General features: G+C 68.5%; 13 protein-coding genes. 12 read left to right on the top strand and 1 reads right to left on the bottom strand.

Going from position 1 to position 17,632, the window contains the following annotated elements; all coding sequences use genetic code 11:
* Positions 1 to 3 precede the first annotated feature (3 nt).
* The 11 genes from J3P31_RS15140 (at position 4) to J3P31_RS15090 (ending at position 15,426) form a co-directional block, all read left to right on the top strand.
* Positions 4 to 1,161: a glycosyltransferase family 4 protein gene (locus J3P31_RS15140; RefSeq protein ID WP_210529333.1), complete on the top strand. Its 1,158-nt coding sequence runs from the start codon at positions 4 to 6 to the stop codon at positions 1,159 to 1,161.
* Positions 1,158 to 3,500 carry a GumC family protein gene (locus tag J3P31_RS15135; protein WP_210529332.1) on the top strand — a complete coding sequence of 781 codons (2,343 nt, stop codon included), beginning with the start codon at positions 1,158 to 1,160 and terminating at the stop codon, positions 3,498 to 3,500. The genes J3P31_RS15140 and J3P31_RS15135 overlap by 4 nt, the downstream gene beginning before the upstream one ends.
* A 257-nt stretch (positions 3,501 to 3,757) precedes the next feature.
* Positions 3,758 to 4,279, top strand: a complete 522-nt coding sequence (locus tag J3P31_RS15130) for an acyltransferase (RefSeq protein ID WP_246849562.1) — start codon at positions 3,758 to 3,760, stop codon at positions 4,277 to 4,279.
* Complete coding sequence (locus tag J3P31_RS15125; protein WP_210529330.1) at positions 4,276 to 5,298, top strand: Gfo/Idh/MocA family protein; 1,023 nt, start codon at positions 4,276 to 4,278, stop codon at positions 5,296 to 5,298. Before J3P31_RS15130 ends, J3P31_RS15125 begins: the two co-directional genes overlap by 4 nt.
* Positions 5,295 to 6,410 carry a DegT/DnrJ/EryC1/StrS family aminotransferase gene (locus J3P31_RS15120; RefSeq protein WP_210529329.1) on the top strand — a complete coding sequence of 372 codons (1,116 nt, stop codon included), beginning with the start codon at positions 5,295 to 5,297 and terminating at the stop codon, positions 6,408 to 6,410. Before J3P31_RS15125 ends, J3P31_RS15120 begins: the two co-directional genes overlap by 4 nt.
* 14 nt (positions 6,411 to 6,424) lie before the next feature.
* Positions 6,425 to 7,429, top strand: coding sequence for an SDR family NAD(P)-dependent oxidoreductase (locus tag J3P31_RS15115; protein WP_210529328.1), 1,005 nt, complete (start codon positions 6,425 to 6,427; stop codon positions 7,427 to 7,429).
* A complete protein-coding gene (locus tag J3P31_RS15110) occupies positions 7,426 to 8,619 on the top strand; it encodes a DegT/DnrJ/EryC1/StrS family aminotransferase (protein WP_210529327.1) in 1,194 nt (397 codons plus the stop codon). The genes J3P31_RS15115 and J3P31_RS15110 overlap by 4 nt, the downstream gene beginning before the upstream one ends.
* 772 nt (positions 8,620 to 9,391) lie before the next feature.
* Positions 9,392 to 10,222, top strand: a complete 831-nt coding sequence (locus tag J3P31_RS15105; RefSeq protein WP_246849563.1) for a WecB/TagA/CpsF family glycosyltransferase — start codon at positions 9,392 to 9,394, stop codon at positions 10,220 to 10,222.
* On the top strand, positions 10,219 to 11,616 hold the full coding sequence (locus tag J3P31_RS15100; RefSeq protein WP_210529325.1) for a sugar transferase: 1,398 nt from the start codon (positions 10,219 to 10,221) through the stop codon (positions 11,614 to 11,616). The genes J3P31_RS15105 and J3P31_RS15100 overlap by 4 nt, the downstream gene beginning before the upstream one ends.
* Positions 11,617 to 12,070: 454 nt before the next feature.
* A complete protein-coding gene (locus J3P31_RS15095) occupies positions 12,071 to 13,951 on the top strand; it encodes a glycosyltransferase (protein WP_246849578.1) in 1,881 nt (626 codons plus the stop codon).
* Complete coding sequence (locus tag J3P31_RS15090) at positions 13,948 to 15,426, top strand: lipopolysaccharide biosynthesis protein (protein WP_210529323.1); 1,479 nt, start codon at positions 13,948 to 13,950, stop codon at positions 15,424 to 15,426. The genes J3P31_RS15095 and J3P31_RS15090 overlap by 4 nt, the downstream gene beginning before the upstream one ends.
* Positions 15,427 to 15,614: 188 nt before the next feature.
* Here the strand turns inward: J3P31_RS15090 and J3P31_RS15085 are convergent, their stop codons facing one another.
* Positions 15,615 to 17,063, bottom strand: coding sequence for a mannose-1-phosphate guanylyltransferase/mannose-6-phosphate isomerase (locus tag J3P31_RS15085; RefSeq protein ID WP_210529322.1), 1,449 nt, complete (start codon positions 17,061 to 17,063; stop codon positions 15,615 to 15,617).
* Positions 17,064 to 17,531: 468 nt separating this feature from the next.
* Here J3P31_RS15085 and J3P31_RS15080 point away from each other — a divergent pair.
* Positions 17,532 to 17,632 (top strand): GDP-mannose 4,6-dehydratase (locus J3P31_RS15080; protein WP_210529476.1); only part of this gene is annotated, 101 nt, incomplete at its 3' end.

Raw genomic sequence — 17,632 nt, 5'->3', positions numbered from 1 at the left:
GCCATGAAGCAAGCGGAGCGGCGCAGGCAGCCCCTGGCGGGCCGGATCGAAGAGCGCCGCGGTCCGGTGCCCGTCGTCCATTACTGTCCAGGTGGCCGGGAGCACGGTGGCGGGATCGGCCGGATGGTCGGCGGCATCCAGGACGCTGCGGGACGGGAGGGGTGGCTGCACGCCGTGGTCGACACCCGCGGGCCGCGCTGGAGCTGGGTCGGATCGCCGGCCCGCCTCATGATGGCGGCGGCCAATCTGGTCTGGGCTCGGGTCGCCACTCCGGAATGCGTCCATCACATCCATGTCGCCGGGCGGGGAAGCACCGCCCGCAAGCTGGTCCTGGCCGCCGTGGCGCGCGGCGTGGGGTGCCGCCATGTTCTCCATCTCCACGATTACGACTATGCGGCGGATGTGCTGCGTCGGCCCGCCTGGTTGCAACGAAGGATTGCCGCCATGTTCCAGGCCGCGGATCGCGTCATCGTGCTGGGCCGGAGGGACCGCGATGTCCTGATGCGGCAGCTCGGGGTTCCGGAGGACCGGGTCGCCACATTGCCGAACAGTGTTCCCGACCCTGGAGCACGCGGTCCGAGGCCGCCGGACGGCCCGACGACGATCCTCTTCCTGGGGCGGCTGAGTGACAGGAAGGGCGTGCCCGAACTGCTCGAGGCGCTCGCGCATCCCGAGATGCTGAGCCGGTCCTGGCGCGCTGTCCTTGCCGGCGATGGTCCGGTCGCGACCTACCGCGCGCGGGCGGCCGAGCTCGGGCTCGGCGATCGCGTCGTCATGCCCGGGTGGCTGGGCGAGGCCGAAGTGGACGCCCTCGGCAAGGAAGCTGACATCCTGGTGCTCCCGTCTCATGCGGAGGGCCTGGCCATGGCGGTGCTGGAGGGGCTGGCGCAGGGCCTAGCCGTCGTGACCACGCGGGTCGGCGCGCACGAGGAGGTGCTGCAGCACGAGGTCACGGGCCTGTTCGTGCCGGTCGGCGACCCGGATGCCCTGGCCCAGGCGCTGGCAAGGCTCCTGGACGATCCTGCCCTGCGGGCACGCCTGTCCAGCGCGGGCCGCACCCTCTACCAGGAGCGCTTCGGCATCGACGGCTACATGGGGCGGCTCGAACGTCTCTATCGCAGCCTGACGGCCCCGAAGCTGAACGTCCTGGAGGCGCGATGACCGCCAAGGCGCCCTTGGTGGGCCCACGGGGTGCCGCTGCCGTCGAGCCTCGCGCGGATGGAGAGCCGTCGCTGGTCACCGGGATCCCCGCGCTCGGAGCGGAGCGGCGTCTGCAGCCTGTTCCCGCCGCTGCGGCGGGCCGGCCCCCGCCCGAAGCGCCTTCTCCCTCGGCTCCGGGCCTGGGCGGCTCGACCCTCCCGGCGCGATCCATGGGCGAGGATGTGGACCTGCGCGCCTTCGGCCGGCTGCTGCGGCGCCGGATGGTCTTCATCCTGGTGACGGCGGGTCTGGTCTTCTCGGCGCTCATGCCGCCCATCCTCGCGATGAAGCGGACGTATTCCGCGCAGATGCGGCTCCTGATCGATCGTCCGGAGACCGTTGCCCTGGCGTCGCCGGATGCGGCCCTGGCGGGTCCGCTGGATCTCGCGGCCGAGATCGAGCGCCTCCAATCGCAATCGACCGTGCGCCAGGTGATCCGTGACCTCGACCTCGCCAGTCTTCAGGAGTTCAATCCACCGCCGCCCGAGCCAGGGCCGCTGACCCCCATCATGGAGGCCTTGCGGCGACTCGCGGGGTCTTCGGCGCCCCAGGAGCGGGAGCCGGAACAGGAGATGGATCCGGTCGTGCTCAACTTCTACAAGGCCTTCGGCATCCGGCGGACCGGCTCCTCGGACGTCATCGAGATCGGCTTCACCTCCCAGGACCCGAGCCTGGCCGCGCAGGTGCCAAATCATCTGGTGGAGGTGTACCTCGCCCAGCGTCGCGCTCAGGTGCAGGACGAGGTGGCGCGCGCCCGGACATGGCTGATCGCCCGGGCGGACGCTCAACGCGGCCGCGTGGAGGAGATGGACGCCGCTGCGGCGCGGTTCCGGACCGAGAACGACGTCGATCTTCAGGCTGCAGAGGCCGGACCGGGAGCGCAGATCGCCACCTTGACGGACCACCTTGCCGAATTGACGAGAAGCCGGGGCGAGCTCATGGCGGCCTTGGCGGAACTTCAGGCCGGGAACACCACCTCCGCGGCGATCGATGCGGTCGCTTCGCCCCTGCTGGCCGAGCTTCGGCGGGATCTTCAGGTTCAGCGGCGCGAACTCACGCGCCTTCGGCAGATCTATGGCGAGAACCACTCTGAAGTTGTGAGCTACCGCGCCATGGTCGAGGAAACCGAAGCCGCGGTTCAGGCCGAGGCGGAGCATCTGGCCGATTCCGTGCGCGTCCGGATCTCGGTCCTGAACCGGGAGCGGCTGGATGTCAGCAGCGCCATGGACGACGCCAGGAGCAGGGCGCTGGTCACCAGCGCCAAGGCCGCCGACTATGAGGCGATGCTGCGGGATCTGGACCGCGAGCGTGCCACGCTGGCGGCGCTCGAGGATCAGCTTCGCCGGCTGGACAGCGAAGCGGTCCTGCCGGTCGCCGAGGCCGAGATCCTGTCTCCCGCGTCGCTGCCCCTGGGTCCCGACGGGCGCGGGCGCAAGTTCTATCTTGCCGTGGCGATCATCGCCGCCTTGTGCCTCGCGACCACGGCCGCGTGCATCCGCGAGCTCCTGGACCGATCGGTGCGGAGCCAGCAGCAGTTCTGGGGCCTGTCTCGGGTCATCACGGCGGGCCTCGTTCCATCGATGAAGATGCGCGGCGCGGCGACGCTGCCAGAGCAGCTTCGGCTCGACCAGGACGGCCCGTTCCCGGACTCCATCCGCTGGCTCGCGCTCTCCCTGCGGCAGGGCGGCGGCGATGCGATGCCGCGTAGCATCCTGCTCACCTCGGCGCTGCCCGGCGAGGGCAAGTCGTTCACAGCCGTCGCCCTGGCCCTGGAGCTTGCCGCCGCCGGGCAGCGCGTGCTCCTTGTCGATGCCGACCTGCGGGGAGGGACGGTCCACACGCATTTCCGCGGGCAGGAGGGTCCCGGGCTGGCGGACGTCCTGTGCGGCAGGTCCACTCTGGACGCGGCGGTCCAGGTCGACTCGATCTCGGGCGTCGAGTTCCTTGCCCGGGGCGCCGACCCCGGGCGGCCGCTCCTTGATCCAGCCGGCGTGACCGCGTTGCTGGAGCAGGCCCAGGCGACCGACCGTGTGGTCCTCTTCGACAGCCGGCCGATCCTCGCCTCGACCGAGACTGCGCAGTTGGCGACTCTCGTGGAGCAGTGCGTCCTGGTGGCCCGCTGGGGCCGCACGCCGCTCCGAATGGCGGAGCTGGCCCTCGATCGCCTGCTCGCCCAGAGCCGGAGCCCCGTGGCCGTCGTGGTGAACCAGGTCGATCCAAGGCGGCATGCCCGGTACAGCTTCGTGGACTCGGACCTCTACTCCCCAGCCCTGCAGACCTACAGGGCCGGTCGAGCCTAGACCTTCATCCCCCCACATCTCCGGCGCCCCGGCGGCTGCGTTCGCCGAGGGCGCCCTTGGGTTGCCTGCTCCGCCGGGAGATGCAGGACGTAGCCGGACGATGCATCTTCATCCCTTCGGCGTAGAGCCTGCACGGGGACGTCACCCAATGAGGCGGTTTCCACGACCGTGCCGGCCACCGATCCTCGGGGCGAGCCCTGGAGGCCGGACGCTGCGTCCACGTTCCCCAGGGTCGCCACACCGCTGGAATGGGGGCAATGGTGCCAATCAACAGCTGCGACATCGGGACGGGGGTCGTCATCACCCACCCCGATCTCGTCAACCTCTACGGCTGCCGGATCGGTCCGGACAGCCGGGTGGGGCCGTTCGTCGAGATCCAGAAGGGTTGCTCGGTCGGCGCCCGCTGCAAGGTGTCCTCCCACGCCTTCCTGTGCGAGGGAGTCATGCTCGAGGACGAGGTCTTCGTGGGGCACGGCGTGATGTTCACGAACGACCGACTGCCCCGGAGCGCCAACCCGGACGGCGTGCCCAAGGGCTCGGGCGATTGGGATTGCGAGCCGACCCTGGTGCGCAAGGGCGCGTCGCTCGGATCGAACTCCACCATCCTGTGTGGTGTCACGGTCGGGCGCGGCGCCCTGGTCGGGGCGGGGGCCGTCGTCACCCGCGACGTGCCGGACTTCGCCATCGTTGCAGGCGTTCCGGCGCGCGTGATGGGCGACACGCGTGTCCGCGAAGCCGTTCCCAAGGCCAGCGGCACCCACGAAGGGAGAGCGTCATGATCCGCATCGGCCTGGTTGGATACGGCTACTGGGGACCCAACATCGCACGCGTCGTGGCCGAGCTCGAGACCACCGAGCTCACGGCGATCGCCGACTATTCCACCCCGGCGCGGCAACGGGCCGGCCGCCGGCATCCTTCGGCGCACCTCCTGTCGGACTGGCGTGACCTCATCAAGTCTGCCGACGTGGATGCCGTGGTCGTCGCGACGCCCGTGGACACCCACTTCGACATTGCCATGGCCGCGCTCAAGGCCGGCAAGCACGTCCTTGTCGAAAAGCCGATGGCCGACACCTCCGCGCACGCCGCCGCCCTCGTGGACGAGGCGGCACGGCGGAACCGGGTCCTGATGGTGGACCACACCTTCGTCTACACCCCGGCCATCCAGAAGATCCGCGCCCTGATCGATGCGGGCGAGATCGGGGACGTCTACTATTACGACTCGACCCGCATCAACCTTGGCCTCTTCCAACGGGACGTGAACGTCATCTGGGATCTCGCGGTCCATGACTTCGCGATCATGGACCATCTGCTCGACGCGGATCCCGTGGCGATTTCGGCCAGCGCGGCTGCTTTCGTGCCCGGCAGCCCCGAGAACATGGCGTATCTGACGGTCTATCACGACGACGGGACCATGGCGCATCTCAACGTCAACTGGCTGTCGCCCGTGAAGATCCGCCAGACCCTGATCGGCGGCAGCCGCCGCATGGTCATCTATGACGACATGCAGACCAGCGAGAAGGTGAAGGTCTACGACCGGGGTGCGATGGTCGAAGGGGACCCGGGCTACGAGCACCGGGTGTCCTACCGCTCGGGCGACATCTGGGCGCCGGCCCTGTCGACCAAGGAAGCGCTGCTGACCGAGATGCAGGAGTTCGTACGCTGCATCGAGACCGGGGCGCGCCCGCTCACTGACGGCCTGCGCGGCCTGCGCGTGGTCAATCTCCTGGCCGCCGCCAGCCGGTCCGTCCGGCTGCGCGGCCAGCCCATCGAACTCGTTCCGCTGAGAGAGGCCTCATGATCCCATTCCTTGACCTCACGGCCCAGTACCGCACCATCGAGGCCGACCTCGAGGACGCCGTGCTGGCGGTGCTGCGCAGCGGAACCTACGTGCTGGGCGAGCCCGTCGAGCGATTCGAGTCCGCCTTTGCGCGCTACTGCGGCAGCCGGCACGCCATCGCCCTCAACACCGGGACGTCGGCCCTCCATCTGGCTCTGCTCGCCGCCGGCATCGGGCCCGGGGACGAGGTCATCACCGTATCCATGACCTTCGTCGCAACGACGGCCGCCATCCTCTATGCCGGCGCGACGCCTGTCTTCGTGGATATCGACCCGGCAACCTGGACGATGGATCCGGCCAGGATCGAGGCGGCAATCACGCCCCGCACGCGGGCGATCCTGCCGGTCCACCTCCATGGCCGGATCGCCGACATGGACTCCATCGGCGAAATCGCCGCCCGCCATGGCCTGGTCGTCATCGAGGACGCCTGTCAGGCCCACGGCGCCACAAGCCAGGGGAGGCGCGCCGGAAGCATGGGCCTCATGGGCTGCTTCAGCTTCTACCCGGGCAAGAACCTCGGGGCCTGCGGCGAGGGCGGGGCCGTGGTCACCGACGACGACGACTGCGCGGCCCTGATCCGCTCGCTGCGCGACTGGGGGCAGGCGGGCAAGTACAACCATGTCCGTCAAGGCTTCAACTATCGGATGGACGCTCTGCAGGGGGCCGTGCTGAACGTGAAGCTGGCCCGGATGGATGCATGGAGCGCGGGCCGGCGTCGGGTCGCCAGCGCCTATGACGCGGGCCTTTCTCCCGACCTGCCGCGGGCCTTGCGCAGCGGGGCCGACGATCACGCCTACCACGTCTATGCCATCCTGGCGCAAGACCGCGATGCCCTGCGTGGCCGCCTCCTGGCGGCCGGCGTGGCAACCAATGTGCATTACCCGGTTCCCGTTCATCTCCAGCCAGCCTACGCCGGCCTTGGGTATCAATCCGGCGATCTCCCGGTCACCGAGGACATCGCGCGGCGGACGCTGTCCTTGCCGATCTATCCCGAACTTTCCGACCGTGACGTCCAGACCGTCATCCATGCCGTCAACCATGCGACCGCCGACCGCGCGGCGGTTCCGGCCTGAAAAGGACATCCATCATGACCATCGCGCCCAGCAGCCTGGCCGGGACAAAGGTCCTCGTGACCGGAGGGGCCGGCTTCGTCGGCTCCCACATCGTCGATCTCCTGATCGCGGAAGGCTGCCGCGAGGTCGTCGTGATCGACAACATGGTGCGGGGGCGGCCCGCGAACCTCGATCAGGCCCGGTCCTCGGGCCGGGTCAGGCTGGTGCGCGGCGACATTCGGGATCAGGCCCTGATGCACGACCTCGTGGCCGGCTGCGACACCGTGTTCCACCAAGCCGCGCTGCGCATCACGCACTGCGCGGAGGCGCCGAAGGATGCGATGGAGGTGATGGTCGACGCGACGTTCGATCTGATCCGGACCTGCGTACAGCTCGGCGTGCGGAAGGTCGTCATGGCCTCTTCGGCCTCGATCTACGGCATGGCCACCAGTTTCCCGACGGACGAGTCCCATCACCCCTACGGCAACAGGACGCTCTACGGCACCGCCAAGCTGTTTGGCGAAGGGCTGCTTCGGTCCTTCAACGATCAGTTCGGGCTGCCTTACGTGGCCTTGCGGTACTTCAACGTCTACGGGCCGCGCATGGACATCCATGGGCGCTACACCGAGGTCATGGTCCGCTGGATGGAGCGCATCGCCAAAGGCGAGCCCCCCCTCATCTTCGGGAACGGGCTGCAGACGATGGACCTGATCCATGTCCGCGACGTCGCGCGAGCCAACATCCTCGCGGCCAAGGCCGCCTCGAGCGACGCCGTCTTCAACGTGGGCAGCGAGACGGAGACCTCGCTGCTGGAGCTCGCCCGGGCCTTCACGACGGCCATGGGACGGCCGGACCTCGTTCCGCAGCACCTTCCCGAACGGTCGGTCAATCCAGTGCCGCGCCGGCTCGCCTCGGGACGGGCGGCACGGGAGCAACTGGGCTTCGACGCGGCCATTCCGATCGAGGTCGGGCTGAAGGACCTCATCTCCTGGTGGATGGCCGAAACGGCGAAGCCGGTTCTTGAGGAGGCGGTGTCATGATCCCGATCGCACAACCCCTGCTGGGCCCCGAGGAGGCCAGGGCAGCCAGCCAGGCGGTGCTGTCCGGCTGGCTTTCGCAGGGTCCGCAGGTCGCGGCGTTCGAAGCCGAATTCGCTGACCTGGTCGGCGTGGAGCATGCCTGCGCCGTGTCGAACTGCACCACAGCGCTTCATCTCGCCCTTCTGGCCGTGGGCGTCGGTCCCGGTGACGAGGTGGTGACCGTCAGCCATTCGTTCATCGCGTCGGCCAACGCCATTCGGCAATGCGGCGGCGTGCCGATCTTCGTCGACATCGAGGAGAACGGCTTCAACATCGACCCGACCAGCATCGAGGCCGCCATCACCGAGCGCACCCGGGCCATCCTGTGCGTCCATCAGATCGGCATGCCCTGCGATCTTGCCGCGATCCGCGCCATCGCCTCGGCGCATCGTCTGCCGGTGATCGAGGATGCCGCCTGCGCGATCGGGTCCGAGATCTTCATCGATGGCGCCTGGTCGAAGATCGGGCGGCCTCAGGGCGACATCGTCTGCTTCTCCTTTCACCCTCGCAAGGTCATCACCACGGGCGAAGGGGGGATGCTGACCACTCGCAATCCAGCCTATGACTCCAAGTTCCGTCTATGGCGGCAGCATGGGATGTCCGTGTCGGACGTCCAGCGGCACCGCAGCACCTCGGTCGTGTTCGAGACCTACCCGGTTCAAGGCTTCAACTACCGGATGACCGACATTCAGGCGGCGGTCGGCCGCGAGCAGATCAAGCGGCTTGGCGGCATCGTGGCGCGCCGACGTGCCATCGCGGACCAGTACGCGGCGCTTCTGCAGCACGTGGAGGGTGTGGAGGCGCCGAAGGAGGTCCCTTGGGCAAGGTCGAACTGGCAGAGCTACTGCGTCCGCCTCGATCCTGGCATCGACCAGCCGGCTCTCATGCAGCGCATGCTGGAAAAGGGCGTCGCGACGCGGCGTGGGATCATGTGCATCCACATGGAAGAGGCCCACGCGGACCTGCCACGTCGGCATCCGCTCCCTAGATCCGAGTACGCCCGAGATCATTGCATCCTGCTCCCGTTGTTTACGCAGATGACGCGAGAGATGCAGGACGAGGTGGTCGCGACGCTGGTCGAGGCGGTGGCTTCCTCCGGCCGGTCCCGTCCTGGCCGGAAGGTTCCGGCGAAGATGGTGGTCGCATCCTGATGGCGGCGCGCCGGTCCGCTGGATCATGAGGGGCGCGCCCTGATGGGGCTGTGGCCCCCTGGCCGTCGGACCCTCCAGGGACGGCATTCCGCATCCTTGCCGAGCGCCCCCGCGCACGGATGGACCGGGCTCCTGTTCCGGGGCGCGGTTCAAGGCGGATCGACCTGGCGGGGGGGCCGGTCGGCCCCAAGGACCTTTGGCAGACCCACGACCGTCCACCCGTTTCCCGGAAAGGGGAACCGGTTTCCGGCTGGCATCAAGAACGATGCGCCTGCGGTCGGGCGGCCGATCGAGGTCTGGGCATCGTTGCGCCGTCCGTCCTGCTTTCGACGTAGGCTTCCTTCTGGCACGCCGTCGCGGCCGGAACAGCCGGACCGCGCCGTGAACAGGGCGGGCGGGCGTCTGTCACCCCTGGCTAAGGGTAGGGCCTTGCAGCGGACATCTACCAACCCCATCGATCGAAGTGCCCCGGATGAACCGAGAACAGCTTCCCTGCATGGGAGTCATCGCGTGTCCGCCCGGCAGACCCTGCGACGTCTGCGCACGGCAACCTGTTCCAACTCATCCGTTCGGTTGCCCTCCCCCAAAGAGATAGCGGCCGGTGGCCCGAGAGATAGCGACCCGCGCCTCAGGACAGCCGCTACGCTCGCCTCGACCTGGGAATGAAGGTGCTGCGATGCTTATGCGGAATGAGTCCGATCCGGCCTCCACGCCACGGCCGGCAACCCGCCACGACGCTGGGCTCGCGGTTGACCCGCCCGGGATTCCATCGATGAACCTGCTGGGCGTTCGCCTGGCCGGGGTCGACCTGCCGACGGCCGTCACCGTTCTCGATGCCGCCATCCGGGTCGGTCGCCATGGATACGTGTGCGTTCGCGACGCTCATGGCCTTGTCCGGTGCCAGCAGGATGCCAGGCTGCGTGACATCCACAACCGGGCCTACATGGTGACGCCCGACGGCATGCCCCTGGTCTGGTCCCTCAGGGCGGCCGGCCATCGCACCGCGGGCCGGGTTTACGGGCCCGACCTGATGCTTGCGATGTTCGAGAACGGGCAGCGATCAGGGACCCGGCACTTCCTCTACGGGACGACCCCGGCCACTCTGGGCAAGCTTGAGGCGCGCCTGCGGGCCAGATTCCCCCAGGCCCGCATCGTCGGCACCTGGTCGCCGCCGTTCCGAGATCTGACCGCCGAAGAGAAAGGTGACATCGCCGCGCGGATCAACGCGTCAGGAGCCGATGTGGTCTGGGTCGGCCTCAGCACCCCCAAGCAAGAGACATGGATGGCCGAGATGCGCGATCACCTCGAAGCCCCGCTCCTGATCGGAGTCGGTGCCGCTTTCGACTTCCACGCCGGCGTGACCCGCCAGGCTCCGTTCCTGCTCCAGCGGAGTGGCCTCGAGTGGCTGTTCCGGTTGGCCTGCGAACCGCGGCGGCTCTGGCGGCGATATGCAGTGACCATTCCGATGTTCATCCTGCTGGTCGTCGCGCAGGGTACGGGCCTTCGACGATTTCCCATAGGTCCAGAGGCGGCATCCGGCTCCTCGGGGTCCTTGGCGCGGGTCCGTCCGGCCGAGCCCCTGCAGCAGGGGAGGATGCCATGAGCTCCTTCGGCGGCGACGCGATCGACCTTTCGACGGCCTCCTCCCTTCCCGCAGCCGAGAGCTGGTCGCCAAGCCTGGAGGGATTCCGGGCCCGGCAGTGGACGGTCCAGGGCTTGCTGCTGGCGGGCGATGTGCTCGGCTATCTCGCGGCCGACACCGTGCTGCGCCGGCTGGGATGGCTGGTCCACTACGATCCCGCCGCATGGCGCTTCGAGGCTGTCGTGGCGGCCACCTGCCTGGTTCAGTTCGCGGCGGCATCGCTTTACCCCGGCTACGGCCTGCAGGAATACGAGCAACTGCGCCGTCGCCTGACGATCGGGGTTGCGACCACCTTCGCTGCGGTGGTCGTGGCCAAGGTGGTCTCGAGCGACGGGCCAGCCCTCTCGGGTGCCGTTGCCGTCCTGCTCCTGGCCCTGGCCCTGCAGACGCTCATCCGCTCGATCGTCGTGCGGCAGCTGCACCGCCGCGGCCTCTGGGGCCTGCCGGTCAATGTCCTGGGTCCTCCTGATCTGAGCAGGAAGGCAGCCGCGAGCCTGCGGGCGAACTGGAAGCAGGGGCTCGTTCCCGTGTCCCCGACCGAGCCTGCGATGCGCTCTCCGGTCGCTGCTGTGCTGACCGGCTCTATTCCCCCGCGGGAGGAGCTGCATGCGCTCCTGCGGGTCCATGGCTCGGTGATCGTCCTGGCCGATCGGCCCGATCTCAGATTTTCGGGCCTCCAGCCCATGAACCTTGGTGGCCGGGTGGGCCTCATGCTGCAACAGCCGCATCCGTCGCTTGGTGCGCTGCGGCTCCGCCGTGTCGTGGATCTCGCGATTGCGGTGCCCGCGCTCGTGGTGGCGCTTCCCCTCATGGCGCTCGCCGCGGTGACGATCCGGCTGATCGACCGCGGGCCGGCCTTCTACATGCAGGACCGCGAGGGGTTCCACGGCCGCACGGTGCGCGTCATCAAGCTCCGGACCATGTATCAGGACGCGGAGCGACGGCTTCAGGATCTCCTCGAATCCGACGACGCGCGGCGGCTGGAATGGGAGACGCACTTCAAGCTGAGGGACGACCCGCGGATCCTTCCGGTGGTCGGCAAGCTCCTGCGCAAGACCAGTTGCGATGAGCTGCCCCAGCTCTTCAATGTCATCGTCGGCCAGATGAGCGTCGTCGGACCGCGGCCGTTCCCGGACTACCACCTCCAGGCCATGGACGCCGAGTTCCGTCTCAAGCGCCGCAGCGTTCCACCAGGGCTCACGGGGCTTTGGCAGGTCTCGGACCGGAGCGACGCCGACCTCGCCCGGCAACAGCAGCTCGACGACTTCTACATCGACAATCAGTCCTTCTGGTTCGATTGGCACATCCTGCTGAGGACCGTTCACGCCGTGCTCGGCCGCGGCGGCGCCTACTGAACTTCCGCATCGAGATCGTTCAGCCCGAGATGGGAAGGGTGGGCAGGTCCATGAACACGTCAGAAAGAATAGGGGTGACAGGGGGCCCCAAGCTCTGGGGGTTGGTCCCGAGTGCGGCTCTTCTGGAGTGGGGCCACGTCGTGCCCTGCCTTGGTGCCGGCCCGGCAGAGACGCCCCGCGATGTCGCGCACCCCGGCGATGACTGGCGCTTCGCTGTCCCTCAGCGTGATGCCGCCTCGCCGAAGGACTCGGCGGGGGAGGGTCCAGCGTACCGCAAGCGCGACAGGGTCCGGGCCGCCGAAGCCGGACTTGGCTGGAAGCCCAGGCTGCCGCTCCGCCTCGGCCCGAAGCAGGCCATCCCCTGCTTCGACGGCCAGCCAGCGCCAGCACGGCAAGGCCGGCCCGGGAGGCGGGGCGAAGTGGCGGCCAGTCACATGGAACGGACGCCGTGACGATGCCAGAGACGGGGACGCGACGGCCGAAGCTGGCCTTCTTCCAATGGAATCACGCGGGCAATGCGCAATCGTCCCAGTTCCTCGTGATCCACATGCAGGACCATGTGGCCTGTCTTCGCGAATACTTCGACGTCGTCGTGATCAACGAGGACTGCGACTTTGCTGAGATCTGCGACAGGCACGAGCCAGACCTCGTCCTGTTCGAGAGTGGCTACCGGACCCATGGGTCACGCCGCATCGAGGTGCGCAACACCGATGCGAACCTGCACCTGCCACGGCTCGGGTTCCATAACGGCGACCCGTGGTGCGACCGCCGCGCCGGCTTCCTGTCCGACATGGATCATTGGCGCATCGAGACCTTCTTCACGATCAGCACGCGGATGGCTGATTATACGCCGGCCATCGCCGACCGGGTCTTCGTCTGGCCGAACTTCATCAACCCCCGGACCTTCCATGACTACGGCCTGCCGAAGACCGTGCCCGTGATGCTGACAGGGCAGGCGGGGCCGCTCTATCCCTGGCGGCAAGCCGTCTATCCCGAGCTGAGCGGCCACTACGCCTGCCTGGTGACGCCCACCTTCCGCTACGAGAGCCGCTCTGCCGGGCGCATGCTGTCGGGCGAAAGCTACGCCCGCGCCCTCAACGCCTCGTTTGTGGCGCCGGCGTGCGGAACAATGGGAAATGAGTTCGTCCGCAAGCACCTGGAGATCCCCGGCTCGCTCTGTTGCCTCCTGACGCAGAGAACGCCTGTGCTGGAGGCGGCGGGCTTCGTCGACATGGAGAACTGCGTCTTCGCCGAGGCCGCCGAGATCGTGGACCGCGTCGATCACCTGCTTGCCCATCCGGACCGGCTGGAGGCCATCACGAAGGCCGGTCACGATCTCGTCCATGGCCGCCATACGTTGCGCCACCGGCCGCAGATCCTGCAATGGTACCAACTGCAGGCGGGCCTGAGGCCTGGGGAACGGATCGTCCAGCCCCATCCGTTCGCCGACCTGACGGTCGCCGCAGAGACGCGCCGGGCCACCTGGTCGGGCGGTCCTGCGCTGGACCGCACCTTGCTTGAACGCGGACGCGCGCAGTTCGCCGCAGGGCAGGTCAGGACGGCCCGCCAGAGCTTCGAGGCATGCCTGGCCTTGGTCGGCTACCTCCCCGAAGCACGCCTGGAACTGGCGCGGTGCGACCTGGCGGACGGCGACCCCGCGGCGGCGCGACGCCGGCTGGCTGCCCTGATCGCGACGACCGTCTCCGATTACGGCGCGCAGGATCCGGATCCGGTCGAACTGGCCTGGTACCTTGTGGCCCTGATGGCCTCCGGCGAGGTCGGGCAGGCGCAGCTTTCGCTGGGCCGCTACCCCGGGATGTCCAATCCCTTGCTCGATCGTGTGCGGCATTCGCTCGCGCGTCTCGGGGGGCCCGCAGGCGAGGAGCTCGGGCTTGCCGGGGCAGGTCATCGGGGACGTCCGAGCGTCCATGAGGCGCCCTCGTTCTCACCCGAGGAGTGGACGTGCTGGCTGGCCCGCTTGCTGTCCCGGTGTGGGCAGGATGACCTCGCCCAGCGGTTGCAGGCCGAGGCTCCAGAGCGCCGGGCTTTGGGGGGTCGCCTCCCGCGCCGCCGATCGGGGTCCCGGCGCGCCCGTCTTTATCGTGCCCTGGACCGCGCCCTGCAGGCCTCCGGCGGCATGGGCCTCCGGCCAGGCGTGCCGCCCTTGCCCGAGTTCGACTATGGCCGGCTCCTGGCGCGGAACGTGGTCCGTGCAGCGGCGCCGAAATCCTTGCGCCCCTACCTCATCCGCCTGAGAGCCTGGTTCAAGGGGCCGGAGCGGGGCGAGCCCCAGTCCCTGCACGCCCGGTCGGCGCGGCCGACCCACCGGCCATGAGCCCGCTCCGCCTCGCCGTGATCTTCTCGCTGCTCGACAAGTACCTGGGCCAAGTGCTGGCTATCGGGACGACGGCCGTCATGGCCCGGGTCCTGACCCCGACCGAGACGGGCCTTTACCTGGTGGCCCAGGCCTTCATCCTCTTGGCCGAGAATGTCCGGGAGTTCGGGGTCAACACTTACCTGATCCAGGCCGCGTCCCTGAAGCGGGCCCACATCCGGACGTCGTTCACGATCACGATGCTGCTGTCGCTGGTCATGGGCGGCGCGATCTATCTTGGAGCCAGCGCCATCGCCGGCTTCTATGGTGATCCGGACCTGGTCAAGCTGCTGCAGGTGGCGGCGTTCGGCTTCGTCGTCGCGCCGTTCGGCAGTCCCATCGTCTCGCTGCTCAAGCGAGAGATGGACTTCCAGACGCTGGCGCGTGTCAATGTCAGCGCGGCTGTCGTCGCGTCGGTCCTGACCATCGGCCTGGGCCTGATGGGCTTTGGCGCGGTCAGCTACATCTGGGCCTATGTCGGCGCGAGCGTGGCGCTGGCGGCGCTCGCCTTCAGGGCGCGTCCGGACCCGGGCATCTTCCGGCCTTCCCTGATCGGCCTGGGGCAGCTCCTGTCCTTCGGGACGATCGCGACCGCCGTGACCCTCACCAACATGGCCTATGACCTCCTGCCCAAACTCGTCCTCGGCAAGGTCATCGGTTTCGACGGAGTCGGCCTCTTCACGCGGGCTCTGACGATCTGTCAATTGCCGGACCGCTTCGTCGTGTCCGGTCTCCAGCCGGTCGTTCTGCCTGCCATGGCCGAACGCGCCCGAAACGGCAGCGATCTGAAAAAGGCCTACCTGCGCGGCCATGCCGTCATGTCGGCGGTGCAGTGGCCCGCCTTGCTCATGCTGGCCATCTTGGCCGATCCGATCGTGCGGGTGCTCCTCGGCGCTCAATGGGGCGACGTCCCGCCGCTCGTGCGCCTGCTGGCGGTCGCCATGGTCGCGCTGGCTCCGGCCTTCATGACCTATCCGCTGCTCGTCTCGGCAGGGCGCATCCGCTACACCCTTTACGCCAGCCTCCTGAGCCTGCCGCCCTCGGCTGCGATCCTGATCCTTGCGGCCCCGCATGGTCTGACGGCCGTCGCGACAAGCGCCCTGGTCACGAGCCCGATGCAGATGCTGGTCTCGTTGTTCTTCATCCGGCGCGCCATCGGCCTGAACGGGCGGGACCTCGTCCGCGCCTCGGCCGCGAGCCTTGGCATCTCGGGGGCGACCTTGGCGATCCCGGTCGTGATCGTCCTGAACTCGCCCTCGGGGCTCGACCTCGACTGGTCCCGCACGGTGGCGGCCATCGCTGGCGGCGCCCTTGGCTGGGCGGTCGGACTCCGGCTTTCGAAGCATCCCCTCGGCGACGAGATCCTGAATCTCTGGCGACACGCCCTGGCCCGGAAGCCGCGTGGCGGGGCCGTGACGGTCGGTCGAGCAGGCTAGGCCGGGGACTTCGCCCACCGCCGGACATGCACCGGGCGATCGCCGCTCTCGGGCGCGGCGCGTCTGCGGCGTGGGGCGGATCCGGATCGGGGGAAGGGCTCGCGAGGCCTGCCCCCGATCCGGATCCGATGCAGGCGCAGGCCCGACGACGGGGCAAGCTCGCGGGGCCCGATCTGCAGAAGCTGTCGCTAGCTGCGCGCGTACACGTCCTGGTAGCGGATGATGTCGTCCTCACCGACATAGGTGCCGGTCTGGACCTCGATGAGCACCATGGGCACCCGTCCCGGATTCTCCATGCGGTGGACCGCACCAAGGGGAACATAGATGGACTCGTTCTCCGCGACGAGCTTGACCGTGTCGCCCACGGTCACCCGCGCTGTCCCTTCGACAACAATCCAGTGCTCGGAGCGGTGCAGGTGGGACTGGAGGCTCAGGGATCCCCCCGGGTTGACATGGATCCGCTTCACCTGAAAGCGCGGCCCGACGACAAGGCTCTCGAACCAGCCCCAGGGGCGGTGGTCCTTCGGGAACTGGGTCGCCTGCGGGACGCCCTTGGCTCTGAGGACCTCGACGGCGGACTTGACCTCCTGTGCCCTACCCATGTCGGCCACGAGCACCGCGTCGTTCATGGCCACCGCCATGATGTTCTGAAGACCGATGCCTACGACCTCGAGCCGCGGTGAGTCGGAGCGAAGCAGCGTGTCGTGGCAGTCGATGGCCGTCGCGCCACCGGAAAGCACGACGCCATTCTCATCCGCCGGGCTGTTCCGCCAGATCGCATCCCACCCGCCCAGATCCGACCATGCCGAGTCGTAAAGGACGACCGAGAGATTGTCCGCCTTCTCCATGACGGCGTAATCGATCGAGATGTCCCGCGCCCGCGCCCAGGCGGCCGGATCGAGTCGCAGGAAGCCCAGGTCGGGCCGGGCGTCGCGCACAGATGCCTCGACGGGCCCGCACAGGTCCGGTGCATGGGCGAGGAAGGCGCTCCGGATGTCCTTTGCCGCGAAGAGAAAGATCCCGGCGTTCCAGAGGTAGTTGCCTTCGGCCAGCATCAAGGCGGCCTGCTCGGCCCGGGGCTTCTCCACGAAGCGTCGGAGCGGCATGGGGCGGCCGGAGCCGTTCGGCATGGCCGGCACCTCGAGGTACCCGTAGGCCGTCTCGGGGTGGGTCGGGCGCACCCCGAAGGTGACGAGCCGCCCTTCCGCCACGGCCTCGAGCCCCAGGGCGACGGTGTCGTGGAACGCCTTCGTGTCGGGGATCGCGTGGTCCGAGGGCGCCACGAGCATGATGGCGTCGGGATCCTGCGCCAGAAGGTGCAAGGCCGCAGCCAGGATCGCCGGTGCGGTGTTCCGCCCCTCCGGCTCGATGAGGATTGCCGCGGGGTCGATCCCCGCATCATGGAGCTGCTCGGCCACGATGAAGCGGAAGTCGGAGTTGGTGACCGCCACGGGGGGCCGGAACTCGAGGGCGCTCCCCGGATCGACGGCTCGAGTGGTCAGCCGTCGCGCTGCCGCCTGGAACGGGGTCTCCTCTCCGAGCAGCGAAACGAACTGCTTGGGATAGCTCTTGCGGGATAGCGGCCACAGGCGGGTGCCAGATCCCCCGGCGAGCAGGACGGGCGTGACTCGTGTCATCGCATGCGATCCTCATGAATGGAGTTGCAGGTGGTTTCGTCGGCTTGGGCCCGCCTTGGCCGGCCCCGCCTTTGGCCATCGGTGCGACATGTCCGGGGCTCGTCCAGGTGCCGCAGCCGTCCGCAGGCGCGCTGCCGGACCCTGCCGGATCCTTCCACGGCCCCGCACGCACCCAGCAAGGGGTGGTTGGTTGAGGGGGAAGGCGGAGTGGGATCGAACATCGACGTCGCAGCTCCGGGGGGTGTCACGATCAATTCCCCGGATCCCGACCCGATCAACCCTCCATCAGGCTGACCGCTCGGGGCAGCCTCCGACTTTCGGAGCGGTCGGCTCATCTTTCTGACGAGCGGAAGGCGGTGCCCTCGACGATCGACGGAGGCGACCCCCGGAAGGAGTGGCTGACGCTGCGGCCTCGGCAACGCAGGATGGACCCAGGATAACGGGAGCCGGAGCGGACGGGGGGTGGTGTTGACTCGAAAGGCCCTCATCACGGGGATCACCGGACAGGACGGGTCCTATTTGGCCGAGTTCCTGCTTGAGAAAGGCTATGAGGTGCATGGCCTCAAGCG

It is taken from the genome of Rubellimicrobium arenae, assembly GCF_017916275.1.
Lineage (GTDB): Bacteria > Pseudomonadota > Alphaproteobacteria > Rhodobacterales > Rhodobacteraceae > Rubellimicrobium > Rubellimicrobium arenae.
This window is presented reverse-complemented; position numbering and strand designations above follow the sequence as displayed.

Excerpts from the sequence above, each read along its gene's own strand:
- J3P31_RS15135 (WP_210529332.1), top strand. The coding sequence starts at position 1,158 with ATGACCGCCAAGGCGCCCTTGGTGGGCCCACGGGGTGCCGCTGCCGTC.
- J3P31_RS15115 (WP_210529328.1), top strand. The coding sequence starts at position 6,425 with ATGACCATCGCGCCCAGCAGCCTGGCCGGGACAAAGGTCCTCGTGACC.
- J3P31_RS15100 (WP_210529325.1), top strand. The coding sequence starts at position 10,219 with ATGAGCTCCTTCGGCGGCGACGCGATCGACCTTTCGACGGCCTCCTCC.
- J3P31_RS15090 (WP_210529323.1), top strand. The coding sequence starts at position 13,948 with ATGAGCCCGCTCCGCCTCGCCGTGATCTTCTCGCTGCTCGACAAGTAC.
- J3P31_RS15140 (WP_210529333.1), top strand. The coding sequence starts at position 4 with ATGAAGCAAGCGGAGCGGCGCAGGCAGCCCCTGGCGGGCCGGATCGAA.
- J3P31_RS15095 (WP_246849578.1), top strand. The coding sequence starts at position 12,071 with ATGCCAGAGACGGGGACGCGACGGCCGAAGCTGGCCTTCTTCCAATGG.
- J3P31_RS15105 (WP_246849563.1), top strand. The coding sequence starts at position 9,392 with ATGAACCTGCTGGGCGTTCGCCTGGCCGGGGTCGACCTGCCGACGGCC.
- J3P31_RS15110 (WP_210529327.1), top strand. The coding sequence starts at position 7,426 with ATGATCCCGATCGCACAACCCCTGCTGGGCCCCGAGGAGGCCAGGGCA.
- J3P31_RS15085 (WP_210529322.1), bottom strand. The coding sequence starts at position 17,063 with ATGACACGAGTCACGCCCGTCCTGCTCGCCGGGGGATCTGGCACCCGC.
- J3P31_RS15120 (WP_210529329.1), top strand. The coding sequence starts at position 5,295 with ATGATCCCATTCCTTGACCTCACGGCCCAGTACCGCACCATCGAGGCC.
- J3P31_RS15125 (WP_210529330.1), top strand. The coding sequence starts at position 4,276 with ATGATCCGCATCGGCCTGGTTGGATACGGCTACTGGGGACCCAACATC.
- J3P31_RS15130 (WP_246849562.1), top strand. The coding sequence starts at position 3,758 with ATGGTGCCAATCAACAGCTGCGACATCGGGACGGGGGTCGTCATCACC.